The 14,242-nt window shown below is 64.3% G+C and carries 11 protein-coding genes; 5 read left to right on the forward strand and 6 right to left on the reverse strand.

The annotated features are described in order from the left end of the window. Positions 1-25 precede the first annotated feature (25 nt). Complete coding sequence (locus tag VF673_RS01765; RefSeq protein WP_440290657.1) at positions 26-1,213, forward strand: Bcr/CflA family multidrug efflux MFS transporter; 1,188 nt, start codon at positions 26-28, stop codon at positions 1,211-1,213. Positions 1,214-1,257: 44 nt separating this feature from the next. Here VF673_RS01765 and fabB read toward each other — a convergent pair whose 3' ends face one another. From fabB to VF673_RS01795, 6 genes are all read right to left on the reverse strand, one after another. Then, entirely contained in the window at positions 1,258-2,475 is a 1,218-nt protein-coding gene (gene fabB / locus VF673_RS01770; protein WP_090538504.1) for a beta-ketoacyl-ACP synthase I, read from the reverse strand. Between the two features lie 11 nt (positions 2,476-2,486). Further along, the gene (fabA, locus tag VF673_RS01775; RefSeq protein ID WP_440290658.1) at positions 2,487-3,002 is read right to left on the reverse strand and encodes a 3-hydroxyacyl-[acyl-carrier-protein] dehydratase FabA; all 516 of its coding nucleotides are present in this window, start codon (positions 3,000-3,002) and stop codon (positions 2,487-2,489) included. A gap of 583 nt (positions 3,003-3,585) precedes the next feature. Next, entirely contained in the window at positions 3,586-5,154 is a 1,569-nt protein-coding gene (locus VF673_RS01780; RefSeq protein ID WP_440290659.1) for a class I adenylate-forming enzyme family protein, read from the reverse strand. Positions 5,155-5,250: 96 nt separating this feature from the next. Further along, the gene (locus tag VF673_RS01785) at positions 5,251-7,173 is read right to left on the reverse strand and encodes an ATP-binding protein (protein ID WP_440290660.1); all 1,923 of its coding nucleotides are present in this window, start codon (positions 7,171-7,173) and stop codon (positions 5,251-5,253) included. Then, on the reverse strand, positions 7,170-8,051 hold the full coding sequence (locus VF673_RS01790; protein WP_440290661.1) for a hypothetical protein: 882 nt from the start codon (positions 8,049-8,051) through the stop codon (positions 7,170-7,172). The genes VF673_RS01785 and VF673_RS01790 overlap by 4 nt, the downstream gene beginning before the upstream one ends. A 61-nt stretch (positions 8,052-8,112) precedes the next feature. Continuing rightward, a complete protein-coding gene (locus tag VF673_RS01795; RefSeq protein ID WP_440290662.1) occupies positions 8,113-10,302 on the reverse strand; it encodes a TonB-dependent receptor plug domain-containing protein in 2,190 nt (729 codons plus the stop codon). 128 nt (positions 10,303-10,430) lie between these two features. Between VF673_RS01795 and VF673_RS01800 the strand changes: the two genes are divergently transcribed. Genes VF673_RS01800 through VF673_RS01815 form a run of 4 tightly spaced genes read left to right on the forward strand, consistent with a single transcriptional unit; the run spans position 10,431 to position 14,136 of the window. Beyond that, the gene (locus tag VF673_RS01800) at positions 10,431-11,480 is read left to right on the forward strand and encodes an NAD(P)H-dependent glycerol-3-phosphate dehydrogenase (RefSeq protein ID WP_440290663.1); all 1,050 of its coding nucleotides are present in this window, start codon (positions 10,431-10,433) and stop codon (positions 11,478-11,480) included. Further along, positions 11,477-11,944, forward strand: coding sequence for a DUF4389 domain-containing protein (locus tag VF673_RS01805; RefSeq protein ID WP_090538511.1), 468 nt, complete (start codon positions 11,477-11,479; stop codon positions 11,942-11,944). Before VF673_RS01800 ends, VF673_RS01805 begins: the two co-directional genes overlap by 4 nt. Then, the gene (gene sixA, locus VF673_RS01810; protein WP_440290664.1) at positions 11,941-12,414 is read left to right on the forward strand and encodes a phosphohistidine phosphatase SixA; all 474 of its coding nucleotides are present in this window, start codon (positions 11,941-11,943) and stop codon (positions 12,412-12,414) included. The genes VF673_RS01805 and sixA overlap by 4 nt, the downstream gene beginning before the upstream one ends. 57 nt (positions 12,415-12,471) lie before the next feature. Beyond that, positions 12,472-14,136, forward strand: coding sequence for an AMP-binding protein (locus VF673_RS01815; RefSeq protein ID WP_440290665.1), 1,665 nt, complete (start codon positions 12,472-12,474; stop codon positions 14,134-14,136). The last annotated feature ends 106 nt before the right edge of the window (positions 14,137-14,242 follow it).

A 14,242-nucleotide genomic window follows, 5' to 3' on the forward strand; every position in this document is an offset into this window, starting at 1 on the left:
GCCCATGCTCTTGCCTGGATATCCCATGCCGTTTCGCCTGTTACTGATTCTCGGTGGGTTGAGTGCCTTCGGCCCACTGGCCATCGACCTGTATCTGCCCGCCTTTCCGGCCATGGCGCAGAGTTTTGCCACCGACACCGAGCATGTGCAGCTGAGCCTGTCGGTCTATTTTGTCGGTCTGGCGCTGGGGCAGGTGTTCTACGGTCCGGTGGCGGACCGCTTCGGGCGGCGCAAGCCGCTGCTGTTCGGTATCGGCCTGTTTACCCTGGCTTCGCTGGGCTGCGCCCTGGCGCCGACCCTGGAATGGCTGCTGGTGGCGCGCTTTGCCCAGGCCCTGGGCGGCTGTGGTGGCATGGTGGTCAACCGGGCGGTGGTGCGCGACCTGTGCTCGCCGATCGAGTCGGCGCGGGTGTTCTCCAAGCTGATGCTGGTCATGGGCATTGCCCCCATCCTGGCGCCGCTGGCCGGTGGCTGGTTGATGCTGGTCGGCGGCTGGCACAGTATCTTCGGCTTCCTCACCCTGTTTTCCGCCGCCTTCTGGGTGCTGGTGTGGCTGCGTCTGCCGGAAACGCTGCCCGCCGATGCGCCGCGCAGCCGGTTGTCCGGCGCACTGGGCAGCTATGCAAGGCTGCTGCGCGCCCCGGAGTTCATGTTCCATGCACTGACCGGTGGGTTGGCCATGGCCGGCATGTTCGCCTACATCGCAGGCTCGCCCTTCGTGTTCATCCAGCTGTATGGCGTGCCGGCGGAACATTACGGCTGGCTGTTCGGCATCAACTCCGCCGGCTTCATTCTCGCCGCGCAGTTCAATGGGCGCTTTCTGCGCCGGCGTACACCACTGCAGCTGCTGCGTACCACCACCCTCTGTTTCATGGCCGGCACTCTGCTGCTGCCGGTCATTGCGCTGTTGCGGACCGACTCCCTGTGGCCGCTGATGCTGCCGCTGTTCTTCTGCATGGCCTCGCTGGCGCTGGTGGTCCCCAACTCCTCGGCCTGTGCGCTGGCCGGGCAGGGCCATCAGGCCGGCGTCGCCTCGGCGCTGATGGGCACCATGCAGTTTGCCATTGCCGGGGTGATGTCGGCACTGGTGGGGGCGTTGCATGACGGCACGGCGGTACCGATGACGGCGATCATCGCGGTCTGTGGTGTCGGGTCGGCGGGGATGGCGCTGATGGCCAGGCGGGTTGGAAGCGTGGAGTTTGGCGTGAGGTAGAAGGGGCGCCCCCTCTCCCGCAGGGAGAGGGGGGCAGGGGCTTATCAGGCCCCGGTCCAGCGCTTGAGTACCAGAGTGGCGTTGGTGCCACCGAAGCCGAAGCTGTTGGACATGATCAGATCCACCGCCTGATCCAGGCGCTCGCGCAGGATCGGCAGGCCGGCGGCGTTCTCGTCCAGCTCCTCGATGTTGGCCGAGGCGGCAAGGAAGTTGTCACGCATCATCAGCAGGCAATAGATGGCTTCCTGCACACCGGCGGCGCCCAGGGAGTGGCCGGAGAGGCTCTTGGTCGAGCTGATCTTCGGTGCCTTGTCGCCGAACACTTCACGGATGGCCTTGAGCTCGGCCACGTCACCCACCGGGGTGGAAGTGCCGTGGGTGTTGAGGTAGTCGATGGTGCCGTCAACGGTGGCCAGGGCCTGCTGCATGCAGCGTACTGCGCCTTCGCCGCTCGGGGCTACCATGTCGTAGCCGTCGGAGGTGGCGCCGTAGCCAACCACTTCGGCGTAGATCTTGGCGCCGCGGGCCAGGGCGTGTTCCAGCTCCTCGACCACGACCATGCCGCCGCCGCCGGCGATGACGAAGCCGTCACGCTTGGCGTCGTAGGCGCGGGAGGCCTTTTCCGGGGTGTCGTTGTACTGGGTGGACAGCGCGCCCATGGCGTCGAACAGCATGGACTGGCTCCAGTGCTCCTCTTCACCGCCACCGGCAAAGATCACGTCCTGCTTGCCCATCTGGATCTGCTCCATGGCCGCGCCGATGCAGTGCGCGCTGGTGGCACAGGCGGAGGAGATGGAATAGTTGACGCCCTTGATCTTGAACGGGGTAGCCAGACAGGCGGAGACGGTGCTGCCCATGGTACGCGGTACGCGATAGGGCCCGATCTTCTTCACGCCCTTGTCACGCAGGATGTCCACGGACTCCATCTGGTTCAGGGTGGAGGCGCCACCGCTGCCGGCAATCAGACCGGTGCGTACGTTGCTGACCTGCTCCTCGCTCAGGCCGGCGTCGGCGATGGCCTGCTGCATGGACAGATAGGCGAAGGCGGCGGCATCGCCCATGAAACGCTTGATCTTGCGGTCGATGGCGGCGTCCAGGTCAATCTTCACGCTGCCGGAGACCTGGCTGCGCAGGCCCATTTCCGCGTATTCGGGGTTGTGGGTAATGCCCGACTTGCCCTCTTTCAGGCTGGCAGCAACGCTTTCCAGATCCTGGCCGAGGCAGGAGACGATGCCCATACCGGTAATCACGACGCGACGCATAGTGATGATCCTCAGAAACTATCAGTGGAAGTGAACAGACCCACCCGCAGACCTTCTGCCGTGTAGATCTCGCGGCCGTCAACCGCTACGCTGCCATCGGCGATACCCAGCGTGAGGGCCCGGTTGATGGTGCGCTTGATATGAATGGTGTAGGTGACCTTCTTCGCATCCGGCAGTACCTGACCGAAGAATTTCACTTCGCCGGAGCCCAGTGCGCGGCCGCGGCCCTTGTAACCCAGCCAGCCCAGGTGGAAGCCGACCAGCTGCCACATGGCGTCCAGACCCAGGCAGCCGGGCATGACCGGGTCGCCTTCGAAATGGCACTGGAAGAACCACAGATCCGGATGGATATCGAGCTCGGCAACGATCTCGCCCTTGCCGAAGCGGCCGCCGGTGTCGCTGATGTGGGTGATGCGATCGATCATCAGCATGTTGGGGGCGGGCAACTGTGCGTTACCGGGGCCGAACAGTTCGCCACGACTGCATTTGAGCAGCTCTTCCCGGGTATACGCATTCTGTTTTGACATAGAGGCTCCTGCTCTACCCCGTTCGGCGGGGCGCTATTGTTTGGGCATGGCGGGGGTTGATTGAGGATGAAACCGCCAGCGTTAGCTCAGACTATCAGGCGTCGATAAAAGTCACGCCTGCGCGACAGGCGTCGAGGATACCTGTGATGCGGGTTGAGGACAAAAAAAGGTTCATTGAAGTTTGAGTCTTTTCTTTCTGGATTCGTGGGTGCTTGAAAAATGCAAGCTTCAGCAGCGTGGATGCCTCCGCATTGGTACGCTCCCGCTACGACACGCCGTGAACACGTCCCTGTGGGCTCGTTGATGTCATCCCTGACATCAAACGGTCGTATCGGGGGCGTCCCAACGCTCCGGCGGCAACTCCCGAGCCGCTGTAAGAAAAAACCATCGGCAGCTCCTAAGCTTGTCGGCGGGCTGGGGTGCAGGGTTGTGCCGACCGTCGGTTTTCAGGGATGAAAACCGCGAGCTTACAGGGACGTACTTGCAGCGTGTCGGCACGGCCCTGCACCCCAGTACGACCTCACTCGACTTCGCACCAGACGGGGCGGCTACAGATCCGACTCAGGCTATCAGGCACCGGCACTCAGTCGAGCACCCCATATTGCGCCTGAAACTGATCACGCAGCTCGCGCTTGAGCACCTTGCCGATGGCGCTGCGGGGCAGTTCGTCGGTGATGATCACGCGGTTAAGGCGCTGGGTCTTGCCGACCTGGGCGTTGAACCACTGCAGGATGTCAACGGCGCTGATGCTGGTGCCCGGTTTGGCTACCACGTAGCCCACCGGGGTTTCGCCCCAGCTGGTGGACTGCACGCCTATCACGGTCACTTCCAGCAGGTCGGGGTGCTGGCGCAGCACCGCTTCCAGGTCGCTGGGGTAGATGTTGAAGCCGCCACTGATGATCATGTCCTTGCGTCTGTCCATCAGCGTCAGGAAACCGTCCTCGTCGAAGCGGCCGACGTCGCCGGTGCGGATGAAGCGCTTGCCGGTGCTGTCGTACCACTCGGCTTCGGCAGTCTTCTCCGGCTTGTTCAGATAGCCGGTCATCATGGCGACGGAATGGCCTACCACCTCGCCGATCTCGCCGCGGGGCAGTTCGTTGCCATCCTCGTCGATCACCCGCATGTCGTGGCCATCGAGGGGGTGGCCGACGGTATGCAGCTTGTCCGGGTGCTGGTGGGCTACCAGCATGCAGGAGCCGCCACCTTCGGTCATGCCGTAGAACTCCACCAGACCGCCCGGCCACCGGGCCAGCACGTCGGCCTTGAGTTCGCCGTGGAAGGGCGCGCTGGTGCTGAACTTCATCTGGAAGCTGGACAGGTCGTACTTGTCGAAGTCCGGGCGGGCCATGATGCGCTGGTACTGCACCGGCACCAGCATGGTATGGGTGGCGCGGTGCTCCTGGGCCAGCTCGAGGTAGCGCTGGGCATCGAACCTGGCCATCAGCACCAGAGTGCCGCCCAGGCCGATGGTCGGCAGGAAGGATACCAGAGTGGTGTTGGAGTACAGCGGGGTGGACATCAGGGTCACGCAATCCGGGCCGTAGCCGAAGGCAATGCCGCGCTGGATGTGGGACCAGCGCATCAGGTGGTCGTGGACGATGCCCTTGGGCTCACCGGTGGTCCCGGAGGAATAGATGACGTTGAACAGGGTCTGCGGGGTCAGTTCGACCGGGGCCGGCGGGGTGTCGGCCAGCCACTGGCTCAGCGCCGGGTGGGCGGGGCCGTCATCCAGGCTCAGCAGCGGAATGTCGATGCGCGGGGTCACCGGCTCCAGGGCGCGGGCCACCGCGGTGTCGACGAAGAACAGCCGGGCGGCGGAGTCGCGCAGCATGGTCAGCAGGCTGTCGTTGGTGGAGGAAGGCGCCAGGGGGGCGACCACCACGCCGGCGCGCAGCGCGGCCAGAAACATGACCACATAGGCAATGGAGTTGGCCGCGCAGATGGCGATGGCGTCACCGGGGCGCAGGCCGTCACGCTGCAGGGCGGCGACGGCGCGGTCTACCTGGCTGTTCAACTGGGCGTAGTTGAGCTGCTGTCCATCCTGGATGACCGCCGGATGCTCGGCCCGGTGCTGCGCATGCAGCGCCAGCAGTTGCGGCAGGGTGGTGAAGGGGGACTCCAGAGTGATCGGATAAACGGCTGTCGCAGTCATGGCGAGAGTACTTCCGTAAGCAGTTTCAGTGGGCCTCAAGTGTCTCGCTTCGGGGCAATGGAATCCATGCCCCGGTGCCGGCGGAATAATCCCTGATCAATCAGACTGATGCTGCGATTCGGAGCCGTCGAAACGGGCCAGCACCTGCTGCAGGGCCTTGCGGGTAACGGGTTTGGCGAGGAAACCCTGCATTCCGGCCTGCTCGGCACGCTGGCGCGCTTCAGCCGAGGTGCTGGCGGTCACGGCGACGCAGGGCAGGGGCCGCAGGCCCAGTTGGCGACAGTGCTCTACATACCGGAGGTAGACCTCGTCGCCGTCCACATCGGGCAGCTGCAGGTCCATGAGGATCAGCGAGAACTGCTGACGCTGTTCCTGCAGCAGCTGCAGGGCCTGCTGCCCCTCGCTGACCATGACCACCGGCCAGTGCAGGTTGCGCAGCATGCCTTCCATGACCATCTGGTTGACCGGATTGTCTTCCACCAGCAGTACCGGCAGGGCGGCGGCCGGTATGACCGGCTCGCCATCGTTGCCAGCCACGCCGGCTTCCGCGGCAAGCTCCAGCGGGATGGACAGGGTGAAGCAGGAGCCCACTCCGGGCTGGCTGCTGGCCCGCAGGTGTCCGCCCATCTTGTGGGCCAGATTGCGGGCGATGGCCAGGCCCAGGCCGGTGCCACCGAAACGACGGGAAGTGCTGCTGTCTTCCTGCTGGAAGGCGTCGAACATCTGTTCCAGGCGGGCGCTGTCGATGCCTATCCCGGTGTCCATGACCTCGCATACCAGTTGCAGGCGCCGTTCCTCGGTGCTCTGCCAGCGTGCCCTGAGGCAGACGCTGCCCTGCTCGGTGAACTTGAGCGCGTTGCCCAGCAGGTTGACCAGCACCTGGCGCAGTCGAGTGGGATCGCCGATGACTACCGGGGCCTCGGGGGTGCCTTCGATGTCCAGCGACAGCGTCAGTCCACGCTGGCCGGCGGCATAGTCGAAGGCCTGGGTGGTACGCAGCAGCAGGCGTGCCAGCTCGAAGCGGATGTGCTCGAGCTCGAAGGCATCGCGCTCGATACGGGACAGGTCGAGGATGTCGTTGATGATCTTCAGCAGGTGATCGGTCGATTCGCTGGCGACGCTGACGTACTCGCGCTGCTCCCCGCTGAGCTCCGTGGTGTCCAGCAGTTGCAGCATGCCCATGACGCCGTTGAGTGGCGTACGCAACTCGTGGCTCATCATGGCGAGGAAGTCCGATTTCGCCCGGCTGGCCTGTTCCGCCTGCTCCCGCGCGCTGACCAGCTGTGCCACGGTTTCCGACTGGCGTGCCTCGGCGGCCTGCAGGGTCGCTGCGAGGTGATTGAGGTTGCTCATCAGTTCGCCGATCTCGCTGTCCTCCCGCACCTGCAGGCGGGTGTCCAGATGCCCCTCCTGCAGGGCCCTGACCGCATTGCGCATATCCACCAGGGGGCGGGCCAGAGCGCGGGCCAGACGCGTGGACAGCAGCAAAGCCGCAAGCAGGGCGACGGCACTGAACAGCAGACTGCGCATGAGGATGCCGCGTTGACGCTCGATGAAATGCTGATAGCTGAGGCTGACCGCCACGCTGCCCACCTGTTGTGGTGCGGTCGTGACCGAGTCGCTGTTGAGCAGGAAAAGGTCGTAGTACACCGGCACCTGCTGCCGCCGAATCTCGGCGGTGAAGGTGCGCAGGTGTCTTTCGTCAAGGTCCCCCTGGTGCATCATGGCCAGGGATTGGCCGTGCTGGTCGAAGACCTCGATCCGCTGCACGTTGGCAATGCTCAGCGAGCTGGCTACCAGGTTCTCCAGCAGTGCCAGGTTGCCGGTGAGCACCGCATATTCGGTGGCCGGTGCCAGCTGGTCGGCAATCAGCTGGCCGGTGGTCTGCATTTCCTGATCCAGCGCGTCCAGCCGAACGTGGGTGAAGAAGGTCACCAGCAGCACGCCGAGCAGGGCGGCCGGGATCAGGGTGATCAGGATCAGGCGGCGCTGTATACCACCGCGTTGCAGGAAATTCATGGTGTCTGGTTCTCCCTCATCCGGATGAGTCTCAGCAGCTGTGCGTCATCGGGCGGCGGCAGGCCGAGTGAGCGTGCGACCTGCGGATTGCTGAGTACCGAGTAATGTTGGGGGTAGTTCAGTGCGCCGTTCTGCCAGGGTTGCTGGAACAGCTGGTGTACGCTCATGGCCATGTCGCGCGGCGAGCTGTAGGTAGTGCTGAGACTGCCGGCGGCGATGAAGGGAGCAGATGGTCCGATCAGCACCCGGTTGCGGTTGTAACTGGTCAGCAGCAGGGACTTGATGGTGGTGGCATTGTAAATGTCGGGGTCGTCGATGCCGATGAGTACTTCACTGCTGTCGAGGACCCGGGACAGACCGCGCAGCAGATCGCGTTGCTGGTGTACTTCGCTGGCAACCAGCCCCAGCCCCTGCTGGCGTGCGGCCTGGCGCCAGAGCGGCAGCTGCCATTGCTGGCCACTGCTGTGCAGCAGGCCGACGGTCTGCAGGCGCGGAATCAGCAGCTGCGCCAGCAGCAGCTGGCGTTCCGGCCTGGCACTGGCAAGCAGTATCTGCACATGGTCGGGGTAGCTGGCGCCGGGCGCGAGCTGATCCAGGGTGACGTAGGTGGCGATGGTCGGCGTCCGCGAGGCCTGGGTCAGGCGCCATTGCAGTGCCTCCACCCCCATGGTGACGGCCAGGGGCGTGGAATCCAGATCCGGCAACTGGTCGATCTGCCGACTGAGCACCTCCAGCTCCGGTTGCTGCTCCTGGAGTGTGGCGATGAAGGTGCGGGTCAGCTCGGTTTCCCGCGGCTTGATGACCAGCAGCCCCTCGGCCCGGACCTGCATGCAGAGCAGGCACAGCAGTATCATCAGGCACAGCCGCCACGGCGTCATGGCCCGGTCATGCCTGTGAGTGAAGGCTGGCGACATTCCCTTGTCCCCGTGCAGGCATGGTTCAGAAATTCAGCTCGGCGCTGAGGTAATAGTGGCTGCGACTGTCAAATCGGTTCTCCTTCCAGGTCAGCGCCTCGTCGTCCAGTCGGTACTGCCAGGTCAGTGCCAGCGCCAGGCTGCTGCGGTCGGCGAGGGCAAACTGCTTCTCTATACGCGAGTCCAGGCGCTCGAAGCGCAGCTCGTTCAGATGGTCGGCACCATAGTAGATCAGGCTGGTGCGTATCTGCCCCGGCCATTCCCGCAGCCAGGCGGCACTGCCGGAGTGTCGGGCCGTCAGTCGTGAGTCGCGCTTATTGCTGGCATCGAAGGCGATATAAGCATAGGTCAGACGCAGCCGATCCATGCTGCTGAACGCCCAGTCCAGTTCACCCTCGGCGCCCTTGAAGCGGATGCTGGAGCGGTTGTCGGGCCGGAAATCGTCTACTTTCAGCGGCTCGCTGTTCATGCCGGTGACGCGTTCCTGGAAGGCGCGCACATCCAGTTGCAGTCCCAGCAGGGGAAAGTGGCCGTTGTAACCGACCTCGTGGGAGCGCATGCGTTCCTGATGCAGATCGGCCGGCCCGCGGGCCCAGCCATAATGAACCAGCGGCCCGCTCAGCGGGCCGGTCACATCCCGCAACCGGTAGCGCCAGCTGGCATGATTCTCATACATGTCGGGCGAGCGCACCGCTTCGGCATAGACCAGTCGCAGACTGTGCAGCGGGGCCAGGAAGAAGTGGGTGGCCAGGCGTGGCGAGAAGGAGTCGCCGATCAGCTGCTCGTACTCGTACATGCCGCCGGCCTGGAACAGCCAGCGCTGATTGGGACGATACTCCAGATTGCCGAACAGCTGGGTGACCTGATTGTCCACGGTGCCGTTGAAAAAGGTCTCGGAGCTGGCCCGGTCGTGGCGGTAGCTGGCGCCGCTGAGCAGACGCAGCTCCGGGGTCAGCCGCAGTATATCCTGTATCTCGATATGGGTGCGGGTTTCGCGAACGTTCTCATTGACCCGCCCACATACCGGGTCACCGTTGCTGTAGAGCGGAACCTGGTCCCGTACCCGTGCGGCCAGTTCGGCCATCTGCGGCGTGTAGGCCTCGCCTTCGATACCCATGTAGTAATCGATATAGGAGTCCATGCTCTCGGTCTGGGTGCTCTCCAGATAGCTTCTGACCCGGCGCGCCGCCAGCTGGCTCAGGCCGCTGAGTTCTAGCAGAGCAGGCGAGAAGGCGACCGGCGACTCGCAGACCCGCCAGTCGCGCAGGCGCTCGACATGCTGGGCATAGGCCTGCACCTGCAGTTGATGGTCGGGATTGATATCCAGCTTCCACAGGCCAAGGGTGGAAAAGTCTCGCCCGCGTATGTCTGCATCGGGCTGATGGGCGGTAATGGCCAGATCCAGCGGTGTGCTGCCCTTGCGGTGATTGAAGTAGGTGCTGAATTCGTAATAACTCTGGCGGCTGGCCTCGCTGGCCGCCATCTGCCAGTTCAGGGTCTGGTTCGGCGTCAGTTGCCAGGCATGGCGCAGATTGAAGCGGGTGGCGCGCATGCCGTCACGGTAGTCGTTGCCGCCCTTATCATGATCGAAGCCGTTGTCCTGCTGAGTTGACAGGCTCATGCGCCAGTTGTGCTGCAGCGATCCACCACTGTGGCTGGCATACACATCGCGTACGCCACGGGTACCTTGGGTGTACTTCAGGGTGGTACCGTGATTTTCCAGCGGCAGACGGGTGACGATATTGATCACCCCCATCAGGGCATTGGCACCGTAGGCGGCAGTATTGGGACCGCGGAAAACCTCGATGCGGTCGATGTCCTCGATCGCCAGCGCCAGTTCGCTCCAGTCCACGGTGGCCAGCCCCGGGCGATACACCGAACGGCCATCGACCAGTACCTGCAGACGCCGCGCCTCGGTAACGTTGGTACCGTGCAGGTTGACGTTCATCTGGTTGCCGCGGCGATAGCCGACATGCATGCCGGGCACCAGTCGGAGAATTTCCGGGATACTGCGTGCGCCACTGGCGCGGATCAGCTCCCGATCCAGTACCGTCATGCTGCCTGGTACCTCCGCCGGGGCCTGCTTCAGGCGGGTGGCGCTGAGCACCGTGGGCAGCTCCATCGGCTCCAGGGAGTCGGCACAGAGGGGGAGCGCTGCCAGGCCCAGACATAGAGGCAGCAGGGCAGTGGCGGTCGGGGAGAGCAGTGTCGGCATGGAAGCTTCTGGGTTGGTTTCACAGTGATGGCATGGTAACGGCGCGCTCCGGTTTTTTCATCATCGCTTCGCTGTTATCGTTGACGAACATATACTGTTGGCTGTTCAACAGTCTCAAAGGAATTTGCATGAGCGACCTAAAGGTACCCGTGACTGTCCTGGGTGGAGGCAGTTTTGGTACCACCCTGGCGAATCTGTTGGCGGGTAACGACGTGCCCACCAGACTCTGGCTGCGTGACGAGGAACAGGCTGCCTCCATGCGCGCCAAGGGCGAGAACGCGCGCTATCTTCCGGGCGTCCGGCTGGATCCGCGGCTGGTCATCACCAGTGATGCCGAGGAGGCCCTGAAGGATGCACAGCTGGTATTCCTGGCCATTCCCAGCGGTGCTTTCCGCAGCGTGCTGCAGCAGCTGGCCCCGGCGCTGGCGGGCAAGGGGCTGATCAGCACCACCAAGGGCATCGAACAACCGGGCTTTCTGATGATGAGTCAGATCGTCGAGCAGGAAGTGCCCGGGGCCAGGGTGGCGGTGCTGTCCGGGCCCAATCTGGCCCGGGAGATGGCTGCCGGCGCCCTGACTGCCACCGTGATCGCCAGTGGCGATGCCCAGCTCAACGCCCAGGTGCAAGCTGTACTCGGCTGCTCCAGTCTGCGCGTCTATGCCAGTGCCGACCGCTACGGGGTCGAACTCGGCGGTGCATTGAAGAATGTCTATGCCATCATCTCCGGCATGGCCGCTGCCATGGGTGTGGGTGAGAACACGCGCAGCATGCTGATTACCCGGGCACTGGCGGAAATGACCCGCTTCGCGGTGCACATGGGTGCCAACCCCATGACCTTCCTCGGTCTGGCCGGTGTGGGCGACCTGATAGTGACCTGCACCTCGTCGATGTCACGCAACTATCAGGTAGGCTACGCCCTGGGGCAGGGGCACAGCCTCGAGGAAAGCGTGGCGCGCCTCGGCCAGGTGGCCGAAGGGGTGAATACCCTGCGGGTGCTGCGTCAGAAATCCGAGGAGGAGGGCGTGTACATGCCGCTGGTGGCCGGGCTGCATGCCATCATCTTCGAGCAGCAGCCACTGCAGGAAGTCATCGGCCGCCTGATGAGTGCCGAGCAGAAACATGATGTGGAGTTTTCCGCCTTCATGCCCCGTCGTGCAACCGACAAGGAGCAGCAATGAATCGTTTCACCGATAACCTCACCGATCCCGACTTCTGGCTGCGGCTGGTCTACACGCTGCTGTTTGCGCTCGCCTGGCAGGTGGTCGAGCTGCTGCTGGCCGTCATCCTGGTATTGCAGATCGGTTTCCGGCTGTTCTCCGGCCGGGCCAATCCGGAGCTGGCCGGGTTCGGCAACAGCCTGTCGCAGTATGCCTGGCAGATGGGCCGCTACGTCACCGGCGCCAGTGAAGTGAAGCCCTGGCCCTTCCTCGAGTGGCCGGCGGCCGATGCGGAATGGCAACCACGCCCGCCCGCCGGTCCGGTCACTGTGGAGCCGGTGGCGCCTGCAACTGCACCCCAGACCGCAGCGCCGACCCAGGCCGATCCCGTGGCTGAGGTAGTCCAGCCCGAGCCACCGCTGGTGCACCCCCTGCCGGAGGATGAGCAGGACGAGCCCGGCGCGGAGGACAGGCCCGCATCATGAAGCTCTGGGTTCTGCGCCATGGCCAGGCTGAAGCCCGCGCGGTCACCGATGCACAGCGCCCGCTGACCGAAACCGGTCGCCGGGAAGCCCTGCGGATGGGCGAGCATCTGCAGGGTGAGACGCTGGAGGTGATACTGGCCAGTCCCTACCTGCGGGCGCAGCAGACGGCCGAGCTGGTACGCCAGTGTATCGGTCTGCGCCGGGCTGTGGTCACCGTGGACTGGGCCACTCCCGATGATGATCCGCTGGCGGTTCTGGACCGCCTGGCCGAGCGTTCCGAGAGCAATATCCTGCTGGTCAGTCATCAGCCCCTGGTCGGGACGCTGCTGAGTCTGGCGGTGGAGGGGCATCGCCGGGGGCATTATCCGATGCCGACAGCGGGGCTGGCCTGCCTGGAGATGCCGCTACCCGCGCTGGGGGTGGCGACGATGCTGGAATTGACCAGCCCGACCAGCCTGGCTGGTCAGTGAAGCGCCGAGGCGCTTCGGTCCGATAACAAGATAGAGAAAAGGACAGGGGGACAGCGCATGGGGCAAGAGAGTAGGGGAGTGCTGCCCGTGCTCGAGGACTTCTTCCGCCATGAGCGTGAGCAGCCTGATCGCATCTATCTGGTACAACCGCTGGCCGAAGGCCGCAAGCAGGAACTGAGCTGGGTCGAGGTGGGCGACCAGGCTCGGCGCTTCGCCAGTTGGCTGCTGCAGCAGCAGTTGCCGCCACGCAGCCAGATCGCCATTCTCTCCAAGAACTGTGCCCACTGGATCATTGCCGATCTGGCGATCTGGATGGCTGGCCACGTTTGCGTTCCCCTGCAGCCGACCCTGTCGCCCCGCGCGCTGGAGGGGATTGTCGAGCATGCCGAAGCGCGCATGGTTATCGTCGGCAAGCTGGATGACTGGCAGGAGCTGCGGCGCGGCCTGCCGACCAGCTTGCCCTGGGTCGGCCTGCCGCTGGCGCCGGAGGACCCGGAGCTGATCCCCTGGGAGCAGCTGCAGGAGGAGTCGACACCATTGCAGGAGCCGGTACCGCGTGATCGCGGGGAGCTGGCCACCATCATGTACAGCAGCGGCACCACGGGACTGCCCAAGGGCTGCATGCTGAGTTTCGACAGCATGTATTTTGCGGCGAAGAACTATCTGCGGCTGTTTCTGACGACGGAGACGGATCGCGTGCTGTCCTGGCTGCCGCTGTCACACATAGCCGAGCGCCAGTTCATCGAAATGCAGTCACTGCTGTCGGGAATGACGGTGTATTTCGCCCACAGCCGTGCGAGTTTCATCCGCGACATCCGCCGCGCCCGTCCCACGCTGTTTCTCGGCACCCCGGCCACCTGGCACCAGATCCGTCAGGGTGTGCAGCAGCAGATGCAGCAGCGCATGCTCAACCGCGCCCTGGCCATCCCCCTGATACGCAAGCGCGCAGCGTTGAGGATGCTCGATCAGACCGGGCTGAATCAGGTGCGTTTTGCCGTGGTGTGTGGCGACACCACGCCGACCCAGACCATGGACTGGTATCACCGTATCGGGGTCCGCTTGTTCGAGATCTACGGCCTGACCGAAAACTGCGGCTATTCCCATGTCGGTCGCCCCGGCAGGTTCCGACCCGGCTGGTGCGGCCTGCCCAACCCGGGGGTTGAATGCCGCATCGATGAACAGGGCCAGCTGCTGGTGCGCAGTCGGGCCACCATGCTGGGCTACTTCAAGAATCCGGCGCGCACCGCCGCGGTGCTGGATGCGGACGGATTCCTGCAGACCGGTGACCGGGGCGAGATCGACCAGGAGGGGTTTCTGCGGCTGAGCGGGCGCATGACCGATCTGTTCCATACCTCCGATGGTCGTCTGGTGGTCCCGCAGCCCATCGAACACGAACTGCTCACGCATCCGCTGGTCGAGTATGCCTGTGTGGTCGGCCAGGGGCTGCCCCAGCCCCTGGCCCTGCTGACGCTGACCGAGCAGGCCCGCCAGCTGCCCCATCATGAGGTGGAGCGCGAGCTGGAAGCCCTGCTGCAGAGGGTCAATCGGGAGATGTCGCGTCACGAACAGCTGGCCTGCATGGTCGTGATCAGTGATGCCTGGCACCGGGATGCGGAGGCGACCACGGCTACCATGTTGCTGCGCCGCGGGGTGATCCGTGCGCGCTACCACGAGTTTCTGGGAGACTGGCTGGTCAGCGGCAGTACCATCGTCTGGCAGTGACAGGTCTCCGGTGCGGGGGCATTATGTGCGGCCATTCACGTCGCGCCGGACGCTTGTAGCTGGCCTGCGGCGCCTCGTACATTCGCAACCGACATCACTGACGCAG

This window comes from Halopseudomonas sp. Lyrl_26, from assembly GCF_051948695.1.
GTDB lineage: Bacteria > Pseudomonadota > Gammaproteobacteria > Pseudomonadales > Pseudomonadaceae > Halopseudomonas > Halopseudomonas formosensis.

What these genes read in the sequence shown, in the direction of transcription:
- VF673_RS01765 (WP_440290657.1), top strand. Translation starts at nt 26, where the DNA reads ATGCCGTTTCGCCTGTTACTGATTCTCGGTGGGTTGAGTGCCTTCGGC.
- fabB (WP_090538504.1), bottom strand. Translation starts at nt 2,475, where the DNA reads ATGCGTCGCGTCGTGATTACCGGTATGGGCATCGTCTCCTGCCTCGGC.
- fabA (WP_440290658.1), bottom strand. Translation starts at nt 3,002, where the DNA reads ATGTCAAAACAGAATGCGTATACCCGGGAAGAGCTGCTCAAATGCAGT.
- VF673_RS01780 (WP_440290659.1), bottom strand. Translation starts at nt 5,154, where the DNA reads ATGACTGCGACAGCCGTTTATCCGATCACTCTGGAGTCCCCCTTCACC.
- VF673_RS01785 (WP_440290660.1), bottom strand. Translation starts at nt 7,173, where the DNA reads ATGAATTTCCTGCAACGCGGTGGTATACAGCGCCGCCTGATCCTGATC.
- VF673_RS01790 (WP_440290661.1), bottom strand. Translation starts at nt 8,051, where the DNA reads ATGACGCCGTGGCGGCTGTGCCTGATGATACTGCTGTGCCTGCTCTGC.
- VF673_RS01795 (WP_440290662.1), bottom strand. Translation starts at nt 10,302, where the DNA reads ATGCCGACACTGCTCTCCCCGACCGCCACTGCCCTGCTGCCTCTATGT.
- VF673_RS01800 (WP_440290663.1), top strand. Translation starts at nt 10,431, where the DNA reads ATGAGCGACCTAAAGGTACCCGTGACTGTCCTGGGTGGAGGCAGTTTT.
- VF673_RS01805 (WP_090538511.1), top strand. Translation starts at nt 11,477, where the DNA reads ATGAATCGTTTCACCGATAACCTCACCGATCCCGACTTCTGGCTGCGG.
- sixA (WP_440290664.1), top strand. Translation starts at nt 11,941, where the DNA reads ATGAAGCTCTGGGTTCTGCGCCATGGCCAGGCTGAAGCCCGCGCGGTC.
- VF673_RS01815 (WP_440290665.1), top strand. Translation starts at nt 12,472, where the DNA reads ATGGGGCAAGAGAGTAGGGGAGTGCTGCCCGTGCTCGAGGACTTCTTC.